Annotated in this window: 22 protein-coding genes and 2 other annotated features (1 of these 24 cut by a window edge); all 22 genes read left to right on the forward strand. The window is 37.2% G+C overall.

Going from position 1 to position 21823, the window contains the following annotated elements; translation table 11 throughout:
• Positions 1-25: a binding site (T-box leader), on the forward strand (it extends 207 nt beyond the left edge of the window).
• 38 nt (positions 26-63) lie between these two features.
• Complete coding sequence (locus COE49_RS03715) at positions 64-2709, forward strand: valine--tRNA ligase (RefSeq protein WP_088230708.1); 2646 nt, start codon at positions 64-66, stop codon at positions 2707-2709.
• A 94-nt stretch (positions 2710-2803) separates the two neighbouring features.
• A complete protein-coding gene (locus tag COE49_RS03720; RefSeq protein WP_088230707.1) occupies positions 2804-4105 on the forward strand; it encodes a bifunctional folylpolyglutamate synthase/dihydrofolate synthase in 1302 nt (433 codons plus the stop codon).
• Between the two features lie 165 nt (positions 4106-4270).
• A complete protein-coding gene (locus COE49_RS03725; RefSeq protein WP_098945709.1) occupies positions 4271-5227 on the forward strand; it encodes a stage II sporulation protein B in 957 nt (318 codons plus the stop codon).
• Positions 5228-5447: 220 nt separating this feature from the next.
• Positions 5448-6023 carry a Maf family protein gene (locus COE49_RS03735; protein ID WP_088230704.1) on the forward strand — a complete coding sequence of 192 codons (576 nt, stop codon included), beginning with the start codon at positions 5448-5450 and terminating at the stop codon, positions 6021-6023.
• Between the two features lie 46 nt (positions 6024-6069).
• Positions 6070-6747: a DNA repair protein RadC gene (gene radC / locus COE49_RS03740; protein ID WP_088230703.1), complete on the forward strand. Its 678-nt coding sequence runs from the start codon at positions 6070-6072 to the stop codon at positions 6745-6747.
• A gap of 157 nt (positions 6748-6904) precedes the next feature.
• A complete protein-coding gene (mreB, locus tag COE49_RS03745; protein WP_000466737.1) occupies positions 6905-7924 on the forward strand; it encodes a cell shape-determining protein MreB in 1020 nt (339 codons plus the stop codon).
• 41 nt (positions 7925-7965) lie between these two features.
• Positions 7966-8817, forward strand: coding sequence for a rod shape-determining protein MreC (gene mreC, locus COE49_RS03750; RefSeq protein WP_088230702.1), 852 nt, complete (start codon positions 7966-7968; stop codon positions 8815-8817).
• A 14-nt stretch (positions 8818-8831) separates the two neighbouring features.
• Positions 8832-9377, forward strand: a complete 546-nt coding sequence (mreD, locus tag COE49_RS03755) for a rod shape-determining protein MreD (protein WP_098253406.1) — start codon at positions 8832-8834, stop codon at positions 9375-9377.
• A 35-nt stretch (positions 9378-9412) separates the two neighbouring features.
• Positions 9413-10099, forward strand: a complete 687-nt coding sequence (minC, locus tag COE49_RS03760) for a septum site-determining protein MinC (protein WP_088230700.1) — start codon at positions 9413-9415, stop codon at positions 10097-10099.
• 2 nt (positions 10100-10101) lie between these two features.
• Complete coding sequence (gene minD / locus COE49_RS03765) at positions 10102-10899, forward strand: septum site-determining protein MinD (RefSeq protein ID WP_000503310.1); 798 nt, start codon at positions 10102-10104, stop codon at positions 10897-10899.
• Between the two features lie 133 nt (positions 10900-11032).
• Positions 11033-11779, forward strand: a complete 747-nt coding sequence (spoIVFA, locus tag COE49_RS03770; RefSeq protein ID WP_088230699.1) for a stage IV sporulation protein SpoIVFA — start codon at positions 11033-11035, stop codon at positions 11777-11779.
• Positions 11772-12632: a stage IV sporulation intramembrane metalloprotease SpoIVFB gene (spoIVFB, locus tag COE49_RS03775; protein ID WP_088230698.1), complete on the forward strand. Its 861-nt coding sequence runs from the start codon at positions 11772-11774 to the stop codon at positions 12630-12632. The genes spoIVFA and spoIVFB overlap by 8 nt, the downstream gene beginning before the upstream one ends.
• 67 nt (positions 12633-12699) lie before the next feature.
• Positions 12700-14088 carry an Rne/Rng family ribonuclease gene (locus COE49_RS03780; protein ID WP_088230697.1) on the forward strand — a complete coding sequence of 463 codons (1389 nt, stop codon included), beginning with the start codon at positions 12700-12702 and terminating at the stop codon, positions 14086-14088.
• Between the two features lie 77 nt (positions 14089-14165).
• Positions 14166-14243: a sequence feature (ribosomal protein L21 leader region), on the forward strand.
• 14 nt (positions 14244-14257) lie between these two features.
• Entirely contained in the window at positions 14258-14566 is a 309-nt protein-coding gene (gene rplU / locus COE49_RS03785; RefSeq protein ID WP_000270907.1) for a 50S ribosomal protein L21, read from the forward strand.
• Between the two features lie 11 nt (positions 14567-14577).
• Complete coding sequence (locus tag COE49_RS03790) at positions 14578-14922, forward strand: ribosomal-processing cysteine protease Prp (RefSeq protein ID WP_061677162.1); 345 nt, start codon at positions 14578-14580, stop codon at positions 14920-14922.
• Positions 14923-14925: 3 nt separating this feature from the next.
• Complete coding sequence (gene rpmA / locus COE49_RS03795; protein WP_000944957.1) at positions 14926-15216, forward strand: 50S ribosomal protein L27; 291 nt, start codon at positions 14926-14928, stop codon at positions 15214-15216.
• 63 nt (positions 15217-15279) lie between these two features.
• Positions 15280-15828 carry a sporulation initiation phosphotransferase B gene (locus tag COE49_RS03800; protein WP_088230696.1) on the forward strand — a complete coding sequence of 183 codons (549 nt, stop codon included), beginning with the start codon at positions 15280-15282 and terminating at the stop codon, positions 15826-15828.
• Entirely contained in the window at positions 15828-17114 is a 1287-nt protein-coding gene (gene obgE, locus COE49_RS03805; RefSeq protein ID WP_088230695.1) for a GTPase ObgE, read from the forward strand. Before COE49_RS03800 ends, obgE begins: the two co-directional genes overlap by 1 nt.
• A 139-nt stretch (positions 17115-17253) precedes the next feature.
• Positions 17254-17961, forward strand: a complete 708-nt coding sequence (locus COE49_RS03810) for a response regulator transcription factor (protein ID WP_088230694.1) — start codon at positions 17254-17256, stop codon at positions 17959-17961.
• Positions 17951-19033 carry a HAMP domain-containing histidine kinase gene (locus COE49_RS03815; RefSeq protein WP_098945710.1) on the forward strand — a complete coding sequence of 361 codons (1083 nt, stop codon included), beginning with the start codon at positions 17951-17953 and terminating at the stop codon, positions 19031-19033. The genes COE49_RS03810 and COE49_RS03815 overlap by 11 nt, the downstream gene beginning before the upstream one ends.
• A 93-nt stretch (positions 19034-19126) precedes the next feature.
• On the forward strand, positions 19127-19903 hold the full coding sequence (locus tag COE49_RS03820) for an ABC transporter ATP-binding protein (protein WP_088230692.1): 777 nt from the start codon (positions 19127-19129) through the stop codon (positions 19901-19903).
• The gene (locus tag COE49_RS03825) at positions 19878-21803 is read left to right on the forward strand and encodes an ABC transporter permease (protein WP_088230691.1); all 1926 of its coding nucleotides are present in this window, start codon (positions 19878-19880) and stop codon (positions 21801-21803) included. The genes COE49_RS03820 and COE49_RS03825 overlap by 26 nt, the downstream gene beginning before the upstream one ends.
• Positions 21804-21823: the final 20 nt, after the last annotated feature.

The following is a 21823-nucleotide window of genomic DNA, read 5'->3' on the forward strand; positions in this document are numbered from 1 at the left end:
TACCGCGATGTCCCTCGTCCTTTTTTGGATGAGGGGCATTTTTTATTTTAAGGAGGGAAAATAATGTCAAACACGGAAAAGAATTTACCAACTAAATATGATCATATGTCCGTTGAAGAAGGCCTGTACCAATGGTGGCTTGAAGGCAAATATTTTGAAGCAACAGGAGATGAGAAGAAACAACCATATACAATTGTAATTCCACCTCCGAACGTAACTGGTAAGTTACACTTAGGTCATGCTTGGGATACGACTCTTCAAGATATTTTAACTCGTACGAAGCGTATGCAAGGTTACGATGTATTATGGCTTCCAGGAATGGACCATGCGGGTATTGCAACACAAGCGAAAGTAGAAGGGAAACTTCGTGAAGAAGGTATTTCACGTTACGATCTTGGCCGTGAAAAATTCCTTGAAAAAGCTTGGGAATGGAAAGAAGAATACGCTTCTCACATTCGTCAACAATGGGGAAAAGTTGGTTTAGGACTAGACTATTCTCGTGAACGTTTCACATTAGACGAAGGTTTATCTGATGCGGTTAATAAAGTATTCGTTCAATTATACGAAAAAGGCTTAATTTACCGTGGTGAATATATTATCAACTGGGATCCAGCAACACGTACAGCTCTTTCTGATATTGAAGTAATTCATAAAGAAGTTCAAGGTGCATTCTACCATATGAACTATCCATTAACAGATGGTTCTGGTCACATTCGTCTTGCAACTACTCGTCCAGAAACGATGCTTGGTGATACAGCAGTAGCAGTTCATCCAGAAGATGATCGTTACAAACACTTAATCGGAAAAACAGTTACGCTTCCAATCGTAGGCCGTGAGATTCCGATTATCGCTGATGAGTACGTAGAAAAAGACTTCGGAACAGGCGTTGTAAAAATTACACCAGCTCATGACCCGAATGACTTTGAAGTAGGTAACCGTCATGACTTACCACGCATCTTAGTAATGAACGAAGATGGAACGATGAATGAAAAAGCTGGTAAGTATAACGGTATGGATCGTTTCGAATGTCGTAAAGAATTAGTGAAAGACTTACAAGAAGCTGGCGTATTAGTAGAAATCGAGCCTCATATGCATTCAGTAGGTCATAGTGAGCGTAGCGGTGCAGTTGTTGAGCCTTACTTATCAACACAATGGTTCGTAAAAATGGCGCCACTTGCTGAAAAGGCAGTAGAGCTACAACAAAAAGAAGAAGAAAAAGTAACGTTCGTACCAGAGCGTTTTGAAAACACATACTTACGCTGGATGGAAAACATTCATGACTGGTGTATTTCTCGTCAGTTATGGTGGGGACACCGCATTCCAGCTTGGTATCATAAAGAAACTGGTGAAGTATACGTAGGTACAGAAGCACCAGCGGATATTGAAAACTGGAATCAAGATAATGATGTACTTGATACATGGTTCAGCTCAGCATTATGGCCGTTCTCAACACTTGGTTGGCCAAATGAAGATTCAGCAGACTTTAAACGTTACTACTCAACGGATGCATTAGTAACTGGTTACGACATTATCTTCTTCTGGGTATCTCGTATGATTTTCCAAGGTTTAGAGTTTACAGGCGAGCGCCCATTTAAAGATGTATTAATTCACGGTTTAGTTCGTGATGAGCAAGGACGTAAAATGAGTAAATCTCTTGGTAACGGTATCGACCCGATGGATGTTATCGAGAAGTATGGTGCAGATGCAATGCGTTACTTCTTATCAACAGGAAGTGCACCAGGCCAAGATTTACGTTTCAGCATGGAAAAAGTAGAATCTACTTGGAACTTCATTAATAAAATTTGGAACGCATCACGTTTCGTATTAATGAACATGGATGATATGAAGTATGAAGAAATCGATTTAACTGGTGAAAAATCAGTTGCAGATAAGTGGATTTTAACTCGCTTAAATGAAACAATCGAAAGTGTAACACGTAACATGGATAAATATGAGTTCGGTGAAGCTGGTCGTTCATTATACAACTTCATTTGGGATGATTTCTGTGACTGGTACATTGAAATGGCGAAACTTCCATTATACGGTGAAGATGAAGCGGCTAAGAAAACAACTCGTTCTATTTTAGCTTACGTATTAGACCAAACAATGCGTCTATTACATCCATTCATGCCATTCGTAACAGAGAAAATTTGGCAACATTTACCGCACGAAGGCGAATCTATTACAGTAGCAGCGTGGCCAACAGTTCGCGAAGATTTACAAGATACAGAAGCGGCAGCAGAAATGCACCTTCTAGTTGATATTATTCGCTCTGTTCGTAACATCCGTGCCGAAGTAAATACGCCAATGAGCAAAAAAGTTCAAATGCAAATTAAAGCAAAAGATGAGACTGTACTTGCTCAACTTACGAAAAACAGCTCTTACATTGAGCGTTTCTGTAACCCGAGCGAATTAACAATTCAAACGGATTTACAAGCGCCAGAAAAAGCAATGACTGCAATCGTATCGGGTGCAGAGTTATTCTTACCGTTAGCTGATCTTATCAATCTTGATGAAGAGAGAGCTCGTCTTGAGAAAGAACTTGAGAAGTTTGATAAAGAAGTAGAACGTGTACAGAAGAAACTTTCAAACCAAGGTTTCGTAGCGAAAGCTCCTGCAGCAGTTATTGAAGGAGAGCGTGCGAAAGAGCAAGATTACTTAGAAAAACGCGAAGCAGTTCGCCAACGTCTAGCAGATCTTGAGAAATAAAAATATTTTTTAGAGACTCACTATATTGGTGAGTCTCTTTTCTTTGCGTATAATAGAAGTATGAAGGTTGTCTTTTGAAAGGGGAAAAGCATACGTGATACATACATACGAAGAAGCGATAGGATGGATTCATAGCCGATTGAAGTTTGGAATTAAACCAGGATTAGAAAGAATGCGATGGATGTTAGAAGAACTCGGAAATCCAGAGCGTCACATAAAATGTGTTCATCTTGCTGGTACGAATGGAAAAGGTTCAACTTTAACATATATGCGCTATATGCTAGAAGGCGCGAAATATAAGGTAGGAACGTTTACCTCTCCTTATATCGAAACATTTAATGAGCGTATTAGTGTGAACGGAACACCAATTGCAGATGAAGAGATTACTGAACTTGTAAAGATGGTAAAGCCAGTCGTTGAAAAACTAGACGAGACGGATTTAGGGGAAGCGACTGAGTTTGAAATTATTACTGTTATGGCAATTTGTTATTTCGGTAAAGTCAATTTCTGTGATGTTGTTTTATTTGAAACAGGTCTTGGAGGGCGCTTTGACTCTACCAATGTCATTCACCCTGTTTTAACAATTATTACGAATATCGGTCACGATCATATGCATATTTTAGGGAATACACTAGGAGAAATTGCATATGAAAAGGCAGGAATTATTAAGTCTGGTGTTCCGGTAATTACAGGTGTGCAAAATGAGGAAGCGTTGCAAGTCATTCAAAAGGTTGCGAAGGAAAATCATGCAAACTTATACGAGATTGGCACACATTTTACAGCGTTACATAAACAGTCTAGTGCAGATGGAGAACAATTTGATTTTACTTGTCCTTTCGTCGCGTTTGAAGAGGTGCGAATCTCAATGAAAGGTAGTCATCAAGTAGGAAATGCAGCGCTAGCGCTTATGGCAGTCATGTATGTAAAAACATACTTATCATTTTTAATTGAGGAAGAGGAAATAAGAAGTGGATTACAGGAAGCGTATTGGGTTGGGCGCTTTGAAAAACTGCAAAGCAATCCAGATATTATTATAGATGGTGCTCATAATCCAGAAGGTATCGAAAGTCTTGTGAAAACAGTAGACTCACATTATAAAGATAAAAACGTAATCGTTTTATTTACAGCTCTTGGTGATAAACAACTGCATAACATGGTAGGTCAATTAGAAACTATTTCTGATGAAATTATTTTTACAACGTTTGCTTTTGATCGTGCTATTTCTGCTGAAAAGCTTGCATCATATTCACAAAAAGAGTCAAAATTAGTTTTCGAGAATTGGAAAGAGGCAATTGATACGAAGATGGAAATGATAGGAGAAAATGATGTTTTCATCATAACAGGTTCTCTGTATTTCATTTCTGAGGTTCGAAAGTATATTCGCGAAAAAAACTAGATAGTATTTACTATCTAGTTTTTTTGTTCTACAAATGAAGTCAAATGCATACATATAAGATAATAATATAGGGTAATTTGGCGAATTCCTCTGACAAATATCTCGTTTTTTTGTGAAATGAATATGATATGATTCGGACAACGATAAGAGGTGAGGTGTGAGTGTATGGACAAGCAATCACGAACGATCTCAGTGAAAGTGAATGGAACAGAAGCAAAGTATGAGGAAAAGAAGAAAGATGAATTTGACTGGATGGTAGTAGAAAGTGAGAGACCGAAAAACGTCGTTCCGTTTCAAAAAGCGAAATCGATATCTATGAAAAAGTATCGAAAGAAGTGGAGTAATAGATTAATTATAATTGTTGCTACTGCTATTGTTATGGGTACGGCGCTTGGAATGGGAATGCTGCATGTCACCAAGCAAGGTACGGCAGGGGGAAGTGAAGTAACTTCAAAGCAGACCGGGAATGAAGAATCAAAGGTGGGTGGAACGGCAGAACAAACACCAGGACCAAAAGAGGAAAAACAAAAAGCACAGGTAGGAACGTCATTAGATCCGATGAAATTATTTTTTGTTCAAGGAGGGCTTTACTCTTCTGAAGAAAAGGGACAGGCCGCTCTTGAAGAATGGAAAGCTAATGGGGGTATTGCAGCTTTGAAACCGAGCGGCGATAAGTATGCATTAGTTGTTGGTATTGCTAGCGATGAACAGGCCGTAAATCAATTAATGACTCAGTATAAAAATGATGGTGTCTCCGTTTTGAAAAAGAACTGGGATATAACAGATAAAGCGTTACTTAAAGATGATAAAGAAGTAGGAGCGTTTTTAACAAAAGTGCAGCCATTATATAATCATTTAATAAAATATGTTTCTAGCGTACAAGCTAGCGGAAAAAGTAATGAAAAAGATATAGGTGTGATTGAAAAAGAATGGACAGCAATTGAAAAAGAAGGGAAAAGTATGAAGCAGGAAGAAGCAAAGAAACTGTATATGTATACGTCAGTAGCTGTACAAACAGTGAAAGAAGGGAAAGGTGATAAGGAATCTTTGACGAAATTAAATCAAGTTATTATTGATGGTATACTTTCGTATGAAAAAATTGTTTCACAAAAAGTGAAATGATAGGATAATGAGATGGCGAAGGAAGAAGTATAGGTGCTTCTTTCTTTTCTTTTGAATTTAGAGCAAAGTGCTTTCTCTATGGTCGGAATATAATCGTATTCAATAAAGAAATATTATTTTGTCCAGGGAAAATGATATTTCTTTCATTTGTGGGCAAACTATTCCTTTGATACGATTGATGTAAATTGTTCTGCTTCATATGAGAAAGGAAGGAGAAAATATGAGAAAAATTATTTTAGCTTCAGGATCGCCTCGGAGGAAGGAATTGCTTGAATTAGCTGGTGTGCCATTTGAAATCGTTGTAAGTGAAGTTGAAGAAACGATTGGTGCGTATTCATCGCCTTCTGATATTGTTATGTCCCTTGCTCTGCAAAAAGCATCTGCGGTAGCAGAAACGAATAGTGATCACATTGTGTTAGGTGCAGACACAATTGTTACATATGAGTCACGTATTCTTGGAAAGCCTTCAAGTGAGGCTGAGGCGAAAGAAATGTTACAATTATTATCAGGGAAAGCACATGAAGTGTATACTGGTGTTGCAATTATAGCGAAAGAAAAAACTGTTACTTTTTATGAGCGTACAGAAGTTACGTTTTGGGAATTAACAGAAGAAGAAATTGATACATACGTTGCATCAAAGGAACCTCTCGATAAAGCAGGAAGTTATGGAATTCAAGGTAAAGGGTCTATTTTTGTTCAACATATTCAAGGGGACTACTACAGCGTAGTTGGCTTACCGATTGCACGCCTTGTTCGGGAATTGAAGCAATTTAATATTGATGTAACCCATGCGTAAAATTGCATGGGGTTTTCTTTGAGAGAACAAATAAAGGGGTGGAGAGATGAACGGTATTCGTGATGTTGTCAGGGAAGAGCAGCCACGGGAGCGTTTATTATTAGAAGGAGCTGAAAGTCTGTCAAATCGAGAGCTCCTTGCAGTGTTACTTAGAACAGGTTCTAAAGAAGAAACGGTTTTAAAGTTATCAGATAAAATTTTGCATCACTTTGATGGCTTACGTATGTTGAAAGATGCAACGTTAGAAGAGCTAGTTAGTATACATGGTGTCGGGATTGCAAAGGCGTCTCAGCTTATGGCAGCCTTTGAACTAGGGAGAAGAATGGTGCGTTTAGAATATCAAAATAGATATAGCATTCGAAGCCCAGAAGATTGCGCGAAGTATATGATGGAAGAAATGCGTTTCCTGCAGCAGGAGCATTTTGTGTGTTTATATTTGAACACAAAAAATCAAGTTATACATAGGCAAACGATTTTTATTGGAAGTTTAAACACATCAATTGTACACCCAAGGGAAGTTTTTAAAGAAGCGTTCCGTCGTGCAGCAGCCTCTATCATCTGTCTTCATAACCATCCCTCAGGCGATCCTACGCCGAGCCGAGAAGATATTGAAGTAACAAAACGTTTAGTAGAATGCGGCCGAATTATCGGAATTGAAGTGCTTGATCATATTATAATAGGTGACCATAAATTCGTGAGTTTAAAGGAAAAAGGTCATATTTAAGACTATGCTTTTTACTTATTTTGTTTTATAATGTGATTTATGAGTTTTTTGTAGAAAATTATCTGCAAAAAGGATACAGATATAAAAAACGTACTGTTTTTATCATATAAAGTAAGAAAAAATGAGTCCGTGAAAACAAGAAAGGAAGATAAATAATATGTTTGGATTTGGTGGCTTTACTCGCGATCTTGGAATAGATTTAGGAACTGCGAACACGCTTGTATATGTAAAAGGAAAAGGTGTAGTTTTACGTGAACCTTCAGTAGTAGCGTTACAAACTGATACGAAACAAATCGTTGCTGTAGGTAGCGATGCAAAACAAATGATTGGTCGTACACCAGGAAACGTTGTGGCACTTCGCCCGATGAAAGACGGTGTAATTGCTGATTATGAAACAACAGCAACAATGATGAAATATTATATTCAACAAGCTCAAAAATCAAATGGATTCTTCTCACGTAAACCATACGTAATGGTATGTGTGCCATCTGGTATTACAGCTGTAGAAAGACGTGCAGTAATCGATGCGACTCGTCAAGCGGGTGCACGTGATGCTTATCCTATCGAAGAACCATTTGCAGCAGCAATTGGTGCGAACTTACCTGTTTGGGAACCGACTGGTAGTATGGTTGTTGATATCGGTGGCGGTACAACAGAAGTTGCAATCATTTCTTTAGGTGGTATTGTAACAAGTCAGTCAGTTCGTGTTGCTGGTGATGATATGGACGATTCAATTATTCAGTACATTAAGAAAAGCTATAACTTAATGATCGGTGAAAGAACAGCTGAAGCATTAAAATTAGAAATCGGTTCTGCAGGTGAGCCAGAAGGTATCGAGCCTATGGAAATTCGTGGTCGTGATTTAGTAAGTGGTTTACCAAAAACAGTACTAATTCAACCAGAAGAAATTGCAGATGCATTAAAAGATACAGTAGATGCGATTGTAGAATCAGTTAAAAATACGTTAGAGAAAACTCCACCTGAATTAGCGGCAGATATTATGGACCGCGGTATCGTATTAACAGGTGGCGGGGCATTACTACGTAACTTAGATAAAGTTATTAGTGAAGAAACAAATATGCCAGTTCTTGTTGCAGAAGACCCATTAGATTGCGTAGCAATTGGAACGGGTAAAGCATTAGACAATATCGACCTTTTCAAAACTGCTGCTCGATAATATTGCAAAATAAAAATCAGTAAAATTAAGAGGGTGTGAACGTGCCACAGTTTTTCTTAAACAAAAGATTAATTGTTTTGTTAGTTAGTATTATTCTTCTCGTGGCATTGATTGGAATTTCATTGAAAGAACGGAACAGTTTAACATGGCCAGAGCAGTTTATAAAAGATACTGTCGGTGTTGTAGAGCGTGTATTCCAAAAGCCAGCGAATTATGTTGCCGGATTCTTCGAAAATGTAGAAGATGTAAAGCGCACGTATGAAGAGAATAAAGAATTAAAAGCAAAATTAGATAACTATGCAAAGCTATCAGGTGACGTAAAGCAATTAGAAGATGACAAAAAGAAATTACAAGAATTAACTGGTAAAACACAATTAAATAGTGATTATACTGAAATTCCAGCTACTGTTGTCTCTCGTAATCCAGATAAATGGTACGATTTAATTGGGATTGATAAAGGTGCACAGCAAGGAATTAAAAAAGATATGGCTGTAATCACTTCACAAGGTTTAGTTGGGCGAGTGAAAAGTGTATCTCAGTTTACATCATCAGTAGAGCTGTTAAGTTCTATGAGCCGAACAAATCGTGTTTCTGCTATCGTACAAGGGCAAGAGAAAATCTTTGGATTGATTGAAGGTTATGATAAAGAAAAACAATTACTTCTTTTCACAAAGATTGGCTCTGATGCACCGGTAGAAAAAGATCAACTAGTTGTAACATCAGGACTTGGTGATATTTTCCCGAAAGGTCTTGTCATTGGAAAAATCGTTGATGTTCAGCCAGATCCATACGGTTTAACAAAAACAGCTTATGTAAAACCTGCCGCTGATTTAAATGACGTAGAGCATATTATAGTTGCTAAACGTGCAATGCCTTCAGCGCCATTAGAATAGGAGGAGAAGAAGAGATGATGAAGATTTTAAAAAGAGCAGCTCTTCCTCTTTTGCTCCTTTTTGTTTTTCTATTTGAAAATATGTTTGCTACTGTTGTTCCAACAGAGGTTTTTTGGAAAGACAGTATAGCAGCGCCGCATTTCTTTATAATTGTGTTATGTTTTATTACAGTGTATTATAGTCCGGTCCAAGGGATTTATTACGGACTATTATTTGGTTTCTTATTTGATACCGTATACACAGAACTTGTCGGTGTATATATATTTGCTTATCCGATTTTAGCTTATCTAGTTTATAGTGTGATGAAGATATTACAATTGAATTTATTTATTGTTGTTTCTATCGTATTAGCTAGCATTGCAGCATTAGAGTATTATGTGTATGGATTTTTAACTTTGTTAGGACGTACTCATATGCCAGCGTATGTCTTTTTAACGGATCGTCTCCTAGCTACTTTATTGCTAAATGGAATTTTCCTATTAATAGTTTGTTTCCCACTGAGACGATATTTAACGCGTCTTTCAAAAGCGATGGAAGAAAAAGAAAAAAGGATTTTCTAATTTTATGTCGAATTGAATCGGTGGGGTGAACTTTAGTGGAAGAAAAAAAGCAACAAAATGTAACGATAAAAGGGACAAAAGACGGGATAACGCTTCATTTAGATGATTGCTGTTCATTCTCTGAATTGCTAAGTGAATTGGACGAAAAGCTTTCTACGCATTACTATGGTGGTGATGGGCACTCTTTAATTGAAGTGCACGTGAAAGTAGGCAATCGCTATTTAACAGAAGTCCAACAAGAAGAGATTCGTACGTTAATTCGTAATAAGAAGAATCTCGTTGTGGATTCAATTGAAAGTGATGTTATGACTAAAGCGGAAGCAATAGCTTGGAAAGAAGAAACAGAAATTGTCCCTATTTCCAAAATTGTTCGCTCTGGACAAGTTTTACATGTAAAAGGAAATTTATTGTTAATTGGTGATGTTAATCCAGGCGGAACGGTTATCGCTGGGGGGAATATTTTTGTTGTGGGATCATTAAGAGGAATTGCACACGCCGGTTATGATGGAGATACGGAAGCTGTTATTGCGGCATCTGTTATGAACCCGATGCAACTTCGAATTAGTGATGTGACAATGCGGGCTCCGGAAGAGAAAGAAGACGGAGCGGAGACGGCAGAATGTGCGTATATTAATGAGAATAATCACATTGTTGTCGATCGCCTGCAACTTCTCACTCATCTTAGACCTAATTTAACAAAGTTAGAAAGGGGAATTGTATAGCTGTGGGAGAGGCAATAGTAATTACATCTGGAAAGGGCGGAGTAGGTAAAACTACAACGTCTGCGAACATTGGTACAGCCCTAGCGTTATCTGGAAAGAAAGTGTGCTTAATTGACACAGATATCGGTCTTCGAAACTTAGACGTAGTAATGGGGCTGGAAAACCGTATTGTATTTGATCTTGTTGATGTCGTTGAAGGGCGTTGCCGTTTACCTCAGGCTCTTATTAAAGATAAACGTTTTGATGATCTTTATTTATTACCTGCAGCACAAACGAGTGATAAATCAGCGGTAACACCTGAACAAATGGATGAATTAATACAAGTATTACGTCAAGATTATGATTACATATTAATTGATTGTCCTGCGGGGATTGAGCAGGGGTTTAAAAATGCGGTAGCTGGTGCGGATAAAGCAATTGTTGTTACGACGCCAGAAGTATCCTCAATGCGCGATGCGGATCGTATTATCGGGCTTTTAGAAAAAGAGGATATTGAACCACCGAAACTTGTTATTAACCGTGTACGTAGTCATATGCTTCATGAACAGGATATGTTAGATGTTGATGAAATCGTACGTACATTGTCAATCGAGCTTCTTGGTGTTGTTGAAGATGATGATGAAGTTATTCGAGCTACAAATACAGGTGAGCCTGTAGCGTTGCAACCGAGCGGAAAAGCAGCGTTAGCTTATCGTAATATTGCAAGACGCTTGTTAGGTGAGAATGTACCATTACAAGCGTTTGAACAAGAAAAAGTATCGGTATTTACAAAGATGAAAAATTTCTTTGGAATCCGTTAAAAGCACTTCGCACATATGCGAAGTGCTTTCTTTTTTCTTCACATGAATATCTTTCTTTCCTAGCTCATACATATGTACAAACTGTATACAACTGTTTCTACTTAAATTAGCTTAGCGAAAGAAAGGAGACAGTATGAAGAATAGACGTGTAGAAGAAATTAAAAAGCGGATTGCAAAAAGGAAGGCAGAGCAAGAAAGGATGGAGGAAGAGCAATATTTTGCTGGAGGGAATTTTGATAGCGAAACGGTATTTGTTGAAGAGGGAGAGAAGGAAATTCACCCGTTGTTCCGAAAAGAAATATTTTTCTTCAAAGTTTTATTATCAGCAATATTAGTTCTTTCTGTTGCTATTTTATATAAAAATGCTCCTTCTACTTTTGATGGGGCTAAAGCTGTTACAGAGAGAGTGATGAAAGAGGAATTTCAGTTTGCTACTGTAGCGAAATGGTATGAAAAACAGTTTGGAAAACCTCTCGTCTTTTATTCGCCTAATGAGAAAAAGGAAGGGGCGATTCAACAAAAAGATTATGCAATTCCTGCTTCTGGAAAGGTAATGCAAGGATTTCAAAAAAATGGCCAAGGTGTATTTGTCCAAACAGCTACAAATGCAACAGTTGAGTCAGTGAATGAGGGGTTGGTTGTTTTTGCAGGTAAGAAAGAGGAACTTGGAAATACAATTCAAATTCAGCATGCAGATGGCACTGAGTCATGGTATGCAAATTTAAATGACATGTCAGTAAAATTATATGATTACGTTTCAAAGAAACAAAAAATTGGAACGGTAAGTAATGATGCAAATGATAAAAATGGGAAATTTTATTTCGCGATAAAAAAGAATGAAAAATTTATTGACCCGATTCAGGTGATTTCATTTGATTAAATATAGAGATGTTTTAACGAAGATTTCAGTGCATCCGTTGTTTTGGGTTATTATTGTCATTGGTATTTTTACAGCGCGTTTTAAAGAGTTACTATTATTATTTTGTATTGTTCTCATTCATGAACTTGGGCACGCTTTTGCAGCAGCATATTATAATTGGCGTATTAAAAGAATTCAGCTGTTACCGTTCGGTGGTGTGGCTGAGCTTGAGGAACACGGAAATAAGTCGTTGAAAGAGGAACTTGTTGTCGTAATTGCAGGACCTGTTCAACACGTTTGGATGATGCTCGTTGGTTATGTACTGTTTGAAGCTGGTTGGCTTGGGACAGAGTTGTATTATTTCTTTATGTGGAACAATATAGTAATTTTAGCATTTAATTTATTACCTATTTGGCCGCTTGATGGTGGAAAAGTACTATTTAATGTACTATCATATCGTTTTCCTTATTTACAAGCACATGAAAAGATGATGAAATTGTCATGTGTTTTTTTTGGTGTAATATTAGGATGGCAGCTACTTTGGAATAGCAATAATATTATGATGTGGATACTGCTCATATTTTTGGCAGTGTCGTTATATCAAGAGTGGAAACAAAGACGCTATGCATTTATGCGCTTCTTATTAGAACGTTATTACGGGAATAAAAGAGGAATTGAAAAGATTGCACCTATTGAGGTGCAAACAGAAGATCGTTTATATACAATCTTCACGAAATTTCGCAGAGGATATAAGCACTCTATTATCGTCCATGGAAAATATAAAGAGCATTACACGTTGGATGAGAATGAATTACTCTATGCGTATTTTACTGAAAAACGAACAACTTCATCTGTTGAAGAATTAATCGGTTAGTGTTGACGATAGCACTAACCTTTTATTATTGTAAAAGCAAAGAAGATTATAAAGTGAGGAAATAATTTTGAAAACGTTATATATGAATTATGCTGGATCGGAAAAGCGAGTTGCAATTGAAGAAAAGAAAAAAATTGTTGAGTTGTTATGGAAACGAAATGAAGAGCAAGAAATTGTCGGACATATTTATGTTGGACGTATCGCAAGGACAATTGCCGGCATGAACGCGGCATTTGTAAATATCGGTTTAGAAAAACATGCATACCTCTCATATGATGATGTGCCATCTTCCTATCGTATACATGAAGGACAAGCGGTGCTCGTACAGGTTGTGAAAGAGGCAATTGATACGAAAGGGCCTAAATTGACAGCGAATATAGAGTTTACAGGGAAATATGTTGTTTATATGCCGTTTGATGAAATGCGCGCTGTTTCTCGGAAAATAAAAAATAATAAAAGAAGGCAAGAGTTACTTCAAATTGAGGTAGAAGGAACAGGAGGATATATTTTCCGTTCTGCTTCTGAAAAAGGACCAATTGAAGAAATACAGGCTGAAATGCAAAGGCTGCAGCAGTTATATGAAGAGTTAAAAAGAAAAGAGAGCCAGGGGAAAGCACCATTATTACTTCATCGACCAGCGACCTTTTTAGATCGTGTATTTCAAGAGAACCCAATTGAAACAATTGAAAAAGTAGTTGTAGATACAAGAAGTATAATAAAAGAATTAGAAGAGAAGCTTGGGGGAGAAAAAGTATCTTTTTATAACGAAAAGTTTTCTATGTTCAGTCATTTTGGTGTGGATCGTGAAATTGAAAAAGCACTTCAAAAAATTGTATGGCTACAAAATGGCGCGTATTTAATTGTAGAACAAATGGAGACGATGACGGTAATTGATGTGAATACGGGCAAGTTTACTGGAAAACAAAATTTACAAGATACAGTTCTTCGCACAAATGAAATAGCTGCTGAAGAGATTGCGCGCCAATTAAGACTTCGTGATATTGGTGGTATGATATTAATTGATTTTATTAATATGAAAAGAAAAGAAGATAAAGAAAAGGTAAGAGAATGCCTCATAGCTGCTATGCAAAATGATCGCACGTATACAAGAGTGCTTGGGTTTACTGAGTTAGGGATTTTGGAGATGACACGTAAACGTAAGAAACATTCTTTACGTGACGTATTACTAGAAGAGTGTGTGCCTTGCAAAGCGACGGGCTATGTTATGTCGTATGAAACAATTGCATATGAGTTAGAGAGAGAACTCATCACATATGGCAATATAGAAGATGAAGCAGTATTAATCGCCGCACCTAAAGAACTGCAAAAACAATTTTTACAAAAAGAATTACAAAAAAATATTCCATTTGAAATTTATTTCAAAGATGATATGATCGAAAAGTACGCTATTATCCGTTTTGGGAGTAAAAAAGAAATTATAGAACGGAAAAAATAGTTAGTAGAAGATTCATTGACAATAGTCAACGAATTATGGTAACATCTTTATGTTATAGTTTATAGCACCTAAACGGCTATATGCTACAACCGCACAAAACAGGTTCCCTAAAGGCATTTATGTCTACCTCGTTTTTGGCGAGTCTTAGTAATTAAGAGGAGGTGCAAGTATGTACGCAATTATCGAAACAGGTGGAAAACAAATTAAAGTTGAAGCTGGTCAAGCAATCTACATTGAAAAATTAGATGTTGAAGCTGGTGAAACTGTTACTTTTGACAAAGTTCTTTTCGTTGGTGGCGAAAACGTTAAAGTTGGTAGCCCAGTTGTAGAAGGTGCAACAGTTACTGCGAAAGTTGAAAAACAAGGTCGCGCTAAGAAAATCATCGTTTTCAAATACAAAGCGAAAAAGAACAATCGTAAGAAACAAGGTCATCGTCAACCTTACACTAAGCTAGTTGTTGAAGCTATCAACGCTTAATTCTGGTTAACATGATTAAAATTACGATAAGTCGCACGAAATTAGGAAGTATCCAATCATTTAAAATGACTGGACATGCCAATTATGCGCCACATGGACAAGACCTTGTCTGTGCTGGAACTACAGCGGTTGTGTTTGGTTCTATAAATGCAGTGGAAGAACTTTGTAATGTGCAGGCAACTATTGAACTCGGAAGTGATGGCGGATTCTTGACGTATGAATTGCCTAATGATTTAGACGTTCATGCAGCAGAAAAAGCACAAACGCTTTTAGAAGGATTGGTTGTTTCGCTTAAGACGATCGAACTTGATTACGGAAAGTATATCCGTTTAATAGAAAAAGTGCAGGAGGTGTAACGTATGTTAAGATTAGATCTTCAGTTTTTCGCATCTAAGAAAGGTGTAGGTAGTACAAAGAACGGTCGTGACTCTCAGTCAAAACGTCTTGGTGCTAAACGCGCAGATGGTCAAACGGTTTCAGGTGGTTCAATTCTTTACCGTCAACGCGGTACAAAAATTTATCCAGGTGTTAACGTTGGTCGTGGTGGCGATGACACTTTATACGCGAAAGTTGACGGCGTAGTACGCTTTGAGCGTCTTGGCCGTGACCGCAAACAAGTGAGCGTATATCCTGTTGCTCAAGAAGCATAAGAACTCACGGAAAACTCTAACCTGAGTGCAGGTTAGAGTTTTTCTATATTAAGGGGTATCTCAATGAATGAAAAATGGACAATTATAGATGCATTGCGCCATTCAAGACATGATTGGCTCAATCGTATGCAGATGGTGAAAGGAAACCTTTCCCTTGGAAAAGTGGAAGAAATTCATAGTCTCATCGATCGTTTTGTCCAAGAAGCGAGACAAGAATCCAATCTGATGGGGCTATCAATGCCTTTATTTTCAGAGTGGATTTTAACATATAATTGGAAACAGCAGCCGTGCTTATTGGAGTACGAAGTATTAGGGAATTTACATAACTTATCTCACTTAGATGAGACTGTATGTACATGGACGAATCAATTTTTCTCAATGCTTCAGCATAGTTTAGACGTATATGTTGAAAATTATGTTTGTATCACAATTGAATGTGACGCGGAGAATGCTCGTTTCTTTTTTGATTTTCGTGGTAAGCTAACGAGTGTAGAAGAACTACAGAATTGGCTTGCGAACCAAAACAATAAATGGTATTCCATTTCTTATACAGTAAGAGACGAAGAAGTCTCGGTTATATTACAACCAATTGAAAAAAGTGTGGTGAAATAATGTTTGTAGATCAGGTCAAGATATATGTAAAAGGCGGCGACGGTGGTAACGGAATGGTTGCGTATCGTCGTGAGAAGTATGTTCCTAAAGGTGGCCCAGCAGGTGGCGACGGTGGTAAAGGTGCAGATGTTGTTTTCATTGTTGAGGAAGGCTTACGTACATTAATGGACTTCCGCTACCAACGTCATTTCAAAGCTGATCGTGGTCAGCACGGAATGAGTAAAGGGCAGCACGGTCGTAAATCTGAAGATTTACTTGTAAAGGTTCCACCGGGAACAGTAGTAAAAGATGAAAAAACTGGTCAAATTCTTGCCGATTTAGTAACGCATGGACAAACTGCTGTAATCGCAAAAGGTGGCCGCGGTGGCCGTGGTAACTCACGTTTCGCAACAGCTACGAACCCAGCGCCAGAAATCGCTGAGAACGGGGAACCAGGTCAAGAGCGTGATGTCATTCTAGAACTTAAAGTACTAGCAGACGTTGGACTTGTTGGATTCCCAAGTGTAGGTAAATCTACATTGTTATCTGTTGTATCATCAGCGCGTCCGAAAATTGCAGAGTATCACTTCACAACAATCGTTCCAAATCTTGGTGTTGTTGAAACGGGTGATAACCGCAGCTTCGTTATGGCTGACCTTCCTGGACTAATTGAAGGCGCACATGCTGGCGTTGGACTTGGACACCAATTCTTACGTCATATTGAGCGTACACGTGTAATCGTGCATGTTATTGATATGTCTGGTTTAGAAGGCCGTGATCCATATGAAGATTACGTAACGATTAATAATGAATTAAAAGAATACAATCTTCGCTTAACTGAGCGTCCGCAAGTTGTTGTTGCAAACAAAATGGATATGCCAGATGCAGAAGAAAACTTACAAGCGTTTAAAGAGAAAGTGGGAGACGAAGTAAAAATCTTCCCAATCTCAGCTGTAACGAAACAAGGTGTTCGTGACTTACTGTTTGAAGTAGCGAACTTAATAGAAACAACACCTGAATTCCCAATACATGAAGTTGTGGATGAGTCTGATACAAGTGTAATGTACAAATTTGAGACTGAAGGTGTTAAATTTGAAATTACACGTGAAAGTGATGGCACGTTTGTTATTTCTGGTTACGATATCGAGAAGACATTCAAAATGACGGACTTCTCACGTGATGAATCTATACGTCGTTTCGCTCGTCAAATGCGCGGAATGGGTATTGATGAAGCGCTTCGTGCACGTGGTGCAAAAGACGGAGATATTGTAAAAATTCTTGAATATGAATTTGAATTTATCGATTAAGACTGCCGAAATATGGCGGTCTTTTTTTTATCCGTAAAAGTCAGATTGATATAGGAAAAAATCCCCACTGGTTAAATTTTCATTTTATAATGGGAAAAGGAGTGATTTTAGAACTATATTTTACGGGGAGAAAAAGAATATGTATAAAATATTAATTGTAGAAGACGATGAAAAAATCGCGGGGATATTAGAGGAGCATTTAGAAAGGTATGGCTACCAGTCATTTAGAGCAAGTAATTTACGTCATATAAAAGATGAGTTCGTAAAAGTGAATCCACATCTCGTATTACTGGATATTAATTTACCGTACTTTGATGGTTTCTATTGGTGTCGTCAAATCCGAAGTGTATCGAATGCGCCGATTATTTTTGTTTCTGCAAGAACAGGGGAAATGGATCAAGTAATGGCAATTGAAAATGGCGGAGATGATTACATTACGAAGCCATTCCATTTAGATATTGTAATGGCTAAGGTGAAAAGTGCACTTCGTCGTGGGTATGGTGAGTACGCTTCTGCGGCAGAGAGCGATTGCTTAGGTGTTAATGGACTGTTGTTATTCCCGTCCCAACACGTTGTTGAGTGGCAAGGGCAACAAACAGAACTGACAAAAAATGAATTTTACTTGTTAGAGTGTTTAATGAAACAGGCGAATCAATATGTAACGCGCGAAGAACTGTTAGAAGCTTTGTGGGATGAAGTAGCATTTGTTGATGATAATACATTAACCGTAAATGTGAAACGTGTAAGGAAGAAACTAGAGGAGCTAGGCATTAAAAATGCAATTGTAACGAAACGTGGATACGGTTATGCGCTTCTTACAGAGTGGGGCGCAGGGAATGAAGGTTAAAAATTATCTCATAGACCGATTTTCTTTACTTCTTTCTTATATTGTTAGTCTTTGTTTATTTGGGCTCGTATTGCAGTTGCAAAATCTTTTAGAAAAGCGATCCATTGATTGGAGTACGTGGTTATACGGACTTTTATTAGGGACAGTTGTGTTTACTGTATACCTCATTTACGATTACCGAAAACGGAGTGTGTTTTTAAAGAGAATTGAAAAATATGTTGCTGGTGGAAATACATTACATGACTCGTTACTTATTGATACTTCTTATACATCAGAGCAAGAGTTGATCGTTGAATCATTTACTTTGTTAAGACAGCAATATATGAATGAAGTTCATAAACAACATACGAAAGAGCAACAGCAAATGATATTTATGAACCAATGGATTCATCAAATGAAAACACCGGTATCTGTTATAGAGTTACTATTACAGAAGTTTGGTAAAGAGCATCGTGAAGCAAGAACAACAGTTGAAAGTATTCGTGAAGAAAATAATCGTATACTTAATGGTTTAGATTTAGCATTACATATGGCAAGGCTAGAGCAGTTTGCGAAAGATTATAAAGTAGAAGTAGTAAATGTGATAGATGTCGTGCGAGGCATTATTAATGAGAATAGAAAGTCTTTTATTCAATCGTCTGTATTTCCGAAAGTGATGTTTGAAGAAGATACTTGTGTGGTTGCATCTGATAGAAAATGGCTGAGCATTGCTATCGGTCAAATTGTTGTAAATGCAATTAAGTATACGAAAATTTCAGAAGCAGAGAAAAAAGAAATTCAATTTCAAATTGAAGAGAAAGATCAAAAGGTGTTACTGCATATTAAAGACAATGGAATCGGTATTCCAGAGCAAGATGTAAAGCGTATATTTGATCCGTTCTTTACGGGAATAAATGGCCGTAAAACGCGAGAAGCTACCGGGATGGGTTTATATATTACGAAGGAAATTTGCGATAATTTACATCATGGAATGTATGTGCAATCGGCTGAAGGGGAAGGGGCAACATTCACGTTCCAATTTGCAAAAGATGAAGAATATCATACATTAATGAGAAAAATGACAAAACTGTAAGATAACAAAACTTTTTGTAAGGGAAATCACTCGTTTCTTTTTCTTATTTTTCTTATAGTAAATGTAAGAAGAAAACACATAGGGGGATTAGAAATGAGTGTTCTTGAAGTGAAAGGGTTAACGAAGGTATATCAATCAAAAGGTTCAGTAGCGACGACTGCTTTAAACGATATAAATTTTAAAATTGAAGAAGGCGAATTTGTAGGAATTATGGGTCCTTCAGGGAGCGGGAAAACAACGCTTTTAAATTTATTAGCGACAATTGATAAGCAAACTTCAGGTCATGTGCTTGTAAATGGAGAAGAAATTAATCAAATGCGTGCTGCAAAATTAGCGGAGTTTCGCCGTACACATTTAGGATTCATCTTCCAAGATTTCAACTTACTTGATACGTTATCAATTAAAGAAAATATCATTTTACCGCTTGTAATGGCGAAGAAATCTGTAAATGAAATTGATACGAAAGTGCTGGAAATTGCGAAGTTTTTAAACATCGAAGAAATTTTAAATAAGAAAGTATATGAAGTATCAGGCGGACAACAACAACGTGCAGCAGCAGCGAGAGCAATTATTCATGAACCGACGCTAATTTTAGCTGATGAGCCAACTGGAAACTTAGATTCAAAGTCGGCGAAATCATTAATGGGAGCATTGCAAGATTTACATGAGCAAAAGAAAGTGACAATTGCAATGGTAACGCATGATCCAGTGGCGGCGAGTTATTGCGAACGTATCCTCTTCATTCGCGACGGAGAAATTTTCTCGGAAATTCATAAAGGAAGAACGAAGCAAGCCTTTTTCCAAGAAATTCTGGACGTACTTGCGATGCTAGGAGGAGAATATCATGAACTTTCGCCAGCTCGCGCTTAATAATGTAAAAGGAAATTGGCGTAATTATAAAGCGTTTCTGATTAGTAGTTGTCTATCGATTGTCGTATTTTTCATGTATGCTTCCTTCATTTATCATCCAGATGTCGTAAGCGGTAATATTAGTATGAGGGAGATGATTTCAACAGGGTTAGAATCGATGAACTATATTGTAGTCATCTTCTCAGCACTCTTTATTTTATATGCAAATTCAACGTTTTTACGAGCACGAAAAAAAGAATTTGGTCTATTAACATTAATAGGTGGAACGAAGTCTCAACTTGGCAGAATAATTATACTAGAACAACTTATGTTAGGTGGCATTGCAATTGTAGTAGGTATTGGGATTGGCATGCTTTGCTCAAAACTGTTTTTCCAAGCATTAAGCGTATTACTAAAAGTTGATAAAACACTCCCGCTCGTATGGAATGGTAAAGCCGTTTTGATTACAGCTGGTGTATACTTTATTCTCTTTTTAATCTTATCATTGTTTAGTGTTTGGACAGTAGGACGCTTGCAAATTATTGATTTATTAAGAGAAGCAAGAAAACAGAAAGTAGAACCTTTTGCATTTACATGGTTATGTGTAGCGGGTATAGGATGTATTATTGTTGCATATGTACTTAGCTTCCAAGTGACATTTATGAATTTTATCATGCTGTTTTTACCGATTGTAGGGCTGACGATAGGCGGAACTTATTTGCTGTTTACACAAGGTAGTACAGTCGTATTAAAGGTGTTACAAAAACGAAAAAAATCTTTTTATACATATCCAAATATGTTCGTACTTAGCAATCTTATTTATAAAATGAAAGATAATGCTCGTTTTCTATTTGTAATTTCTATCATTACGGCCGTTGTATCTTCAGCAGTTGGTACGCTGTACGTATTTTTTGAGGATATGAGTTATAAGACGGTAACTAGTACTCCGCATGCTATTTCGTATGAGGAAAAAGGAATCAATTCGCATAATGTCATCAAAGAAGGAAAAACAAAAGAATTAATAAAAAAACACGGATTTGAAGGAAAAGCGCGGGAAGTAACGTACGTAAAACTTCCTGGAACTCAAAAAATCACGATGTTTAACAGTGAACATGAAGTGCCAATGGCGATTGTTTCAGAAAAAGAATATAACGCTGAAGTACGTAAACAAAAGAGAGAGCAAGTTAGAGAAGTTCATAATGCACCAGGTAGTGCAACGATGGTCATAATGGATATGGCGAAAGATATGATGAAGGTAGATCTTTCGAAACCGTATGAATTTAAAATTAACGGACAAACGCACTCTGTTCAATTAAATGAGCCAACTTCATTTTCTGTTTTTAATGATAGTGAATATCTCATCGTGAATGATCAAGATTTTGAGAAATACGCAAAACTCGTACCAGATGAAGAAAAGACGAAATATTACGGTTATTATATAGAAGATTGGAAAAGTACTGAAGATCTTGTGTTAGATTTGAAAAAGGAAATTGCGCCAGATAAGCAAGCGGAATTAAATAACTCGGTGCTCGCTTATAAAAATATAAGGGAATCAGGAGCAATTACAATGTTTATCGGTTTCTTCGTAGCAGTACTATTCTTCTTCTTCGCTTGTAGTATGACGTACTTTAAATGGTTTAACGATAAAGAACAAGATCGTATTCAATTTAAATCGTTAAAGAGAATCGGTATGACAGATAAAGAGATTCGTAAAATTGCAATTCGACAAATGGGCGTTATCTTCTTTATCCCGATATTAATCGGTTCCATTCATAGTGGATTTGCACTTCATACGTTAGGGAAAATGCTTTATATCGATTTATGGAAATCAGGTGCGATTGTAATTGGGGCATACTTTGTAGCTTCTGCGATTTACTTTATGATCGCGCAAAGAGGATATTTAAAACACGTAAAAAGCTAGGGAAACCTCTAGCTTTTTAC

This window comes from Bacillus sp. AFS029637 (genome assembly GCF_002584985.1).
Taxonomy (GTDB): Bacteria; Bacillota; Bacilli; order Bacillales; family Bacillaceae_G; genus Bacillus_A.

What these genes read in the sequence shown, in the direction of transcription:
- COE49_RS03815 (WP_098945710.1), top strand. Translation starts at nt 17,951, where the DNA reads ATGAAGGTTAAAAATTATCTCATAGACCGATTTTCTTTACTTCTTTCT.
- COE49_RS03790 (WP_061677162.1), top strand. Translation starts at nt 14,578, where the DNA reads ATGATTAAAATTACGATAAGTCGCACGAAATTAGGAAGTATCCAATCA.
- mreD (WP_098253406.1), top strand. Translation starts at nt 8,832, where the DNA reads ATGATGAAGATTTTAAAAAGAGCAGCTCTTCCTCTTTTGCTCCTTTTT.
- rplU (WP_000270907.1), top strand. Translation starts at nt 14,258, where the DNA reads ATGTACGCAATTATCGAAACAGGTGGAAAACAAATTAAAGTTGAAGCT.
- COE49_RS03825 (WP_088230691.1), top strand. Translation starts at nt 19,878, where the DNA reads ATGAACTTTCGCCAGCTCGCGCTTAATAATGTAAAAGGAAATTGGCGT.
- spoIVFA (WP_088230699.1), top strand. Translation starts at nt 11,033, where the DNA reads ATGAAGAATAGACGTGTAGAAGAAATTAAAAAGCGGATTGCAAAAAGG.
- COE49_RS03820 (WP_088230692.1), top strand. Translation starts at nt 19,127, where the DNA reads ATGAGTGTTCTTGAAGTGAAAGGGTTAACGAAGGTATATCAATCAAAA.
- COE49_RS03735 (WP_088230704.1), top strand. Translation starts at nt 5,448, where the DNA reads ATGAGAAAAATTATTTTAGCTTCAGGATCGCCTCGGAGGAAGGAATTG.
- COE49_RS03715 (WP_088230708.1), top strand. Translation starts at nt 64, where the DNA reads ATGTCAAACACGGAAAAGAATTTACCAACTAAATATGATCATATGTCC.
- mreB (WP_000466737.1), top strand. Translation starts at nt 6,905, where the DNA reads ATGTTTGGATTTGGTGGCTTTACTCGCGATCTTGGAATAGATTTAGGA.
- radC (WP_088230703.1), top strand. Translation starts at nt 6,070, where the DNA reads ATGAACGGTATTCGTGATGTTGTCAGGGAAGAGCAGCCACGGGAGCGT.
- obgE (WP_088230695.1), top strand. Translation starts at nt 15,828, where the DNA reads ATGTTTGTAGATCAGGTCAAGATATATGTAAAAGGCGGCGACGGTGGT.
- COE49_RS03725 (WP_098945709.1), top strand. Translation starts at nt 4,271, where the DNA reads ATGGACAAGCAATCACGAACGATCTCAGTGAAAGTGAATGGAACAGAA.
- COE49_RS03800 (WP_088230696.1), top strand. Translation starts at nt 15,280, where the DNA reads ATGAATGAAAAATGGACAATTATAGATGCATTGCGCCATTCAAGACAT.
- COE49_RS03810 (WP_088230694.1), top strand. Translation starts at nt 17,254, where the DNA reads ATGTATAAAATATTAATTGTAGAAGACGATGAAAAAATCGCGGGGATA.
- rpmA (WP_000944957.1), top strand. Translation starts at nt 14,926, where the DNA reads ATGTTAAGATTAGATCTTCAGTTTTTCGCATCTAAGAAAGGTGTAGGT.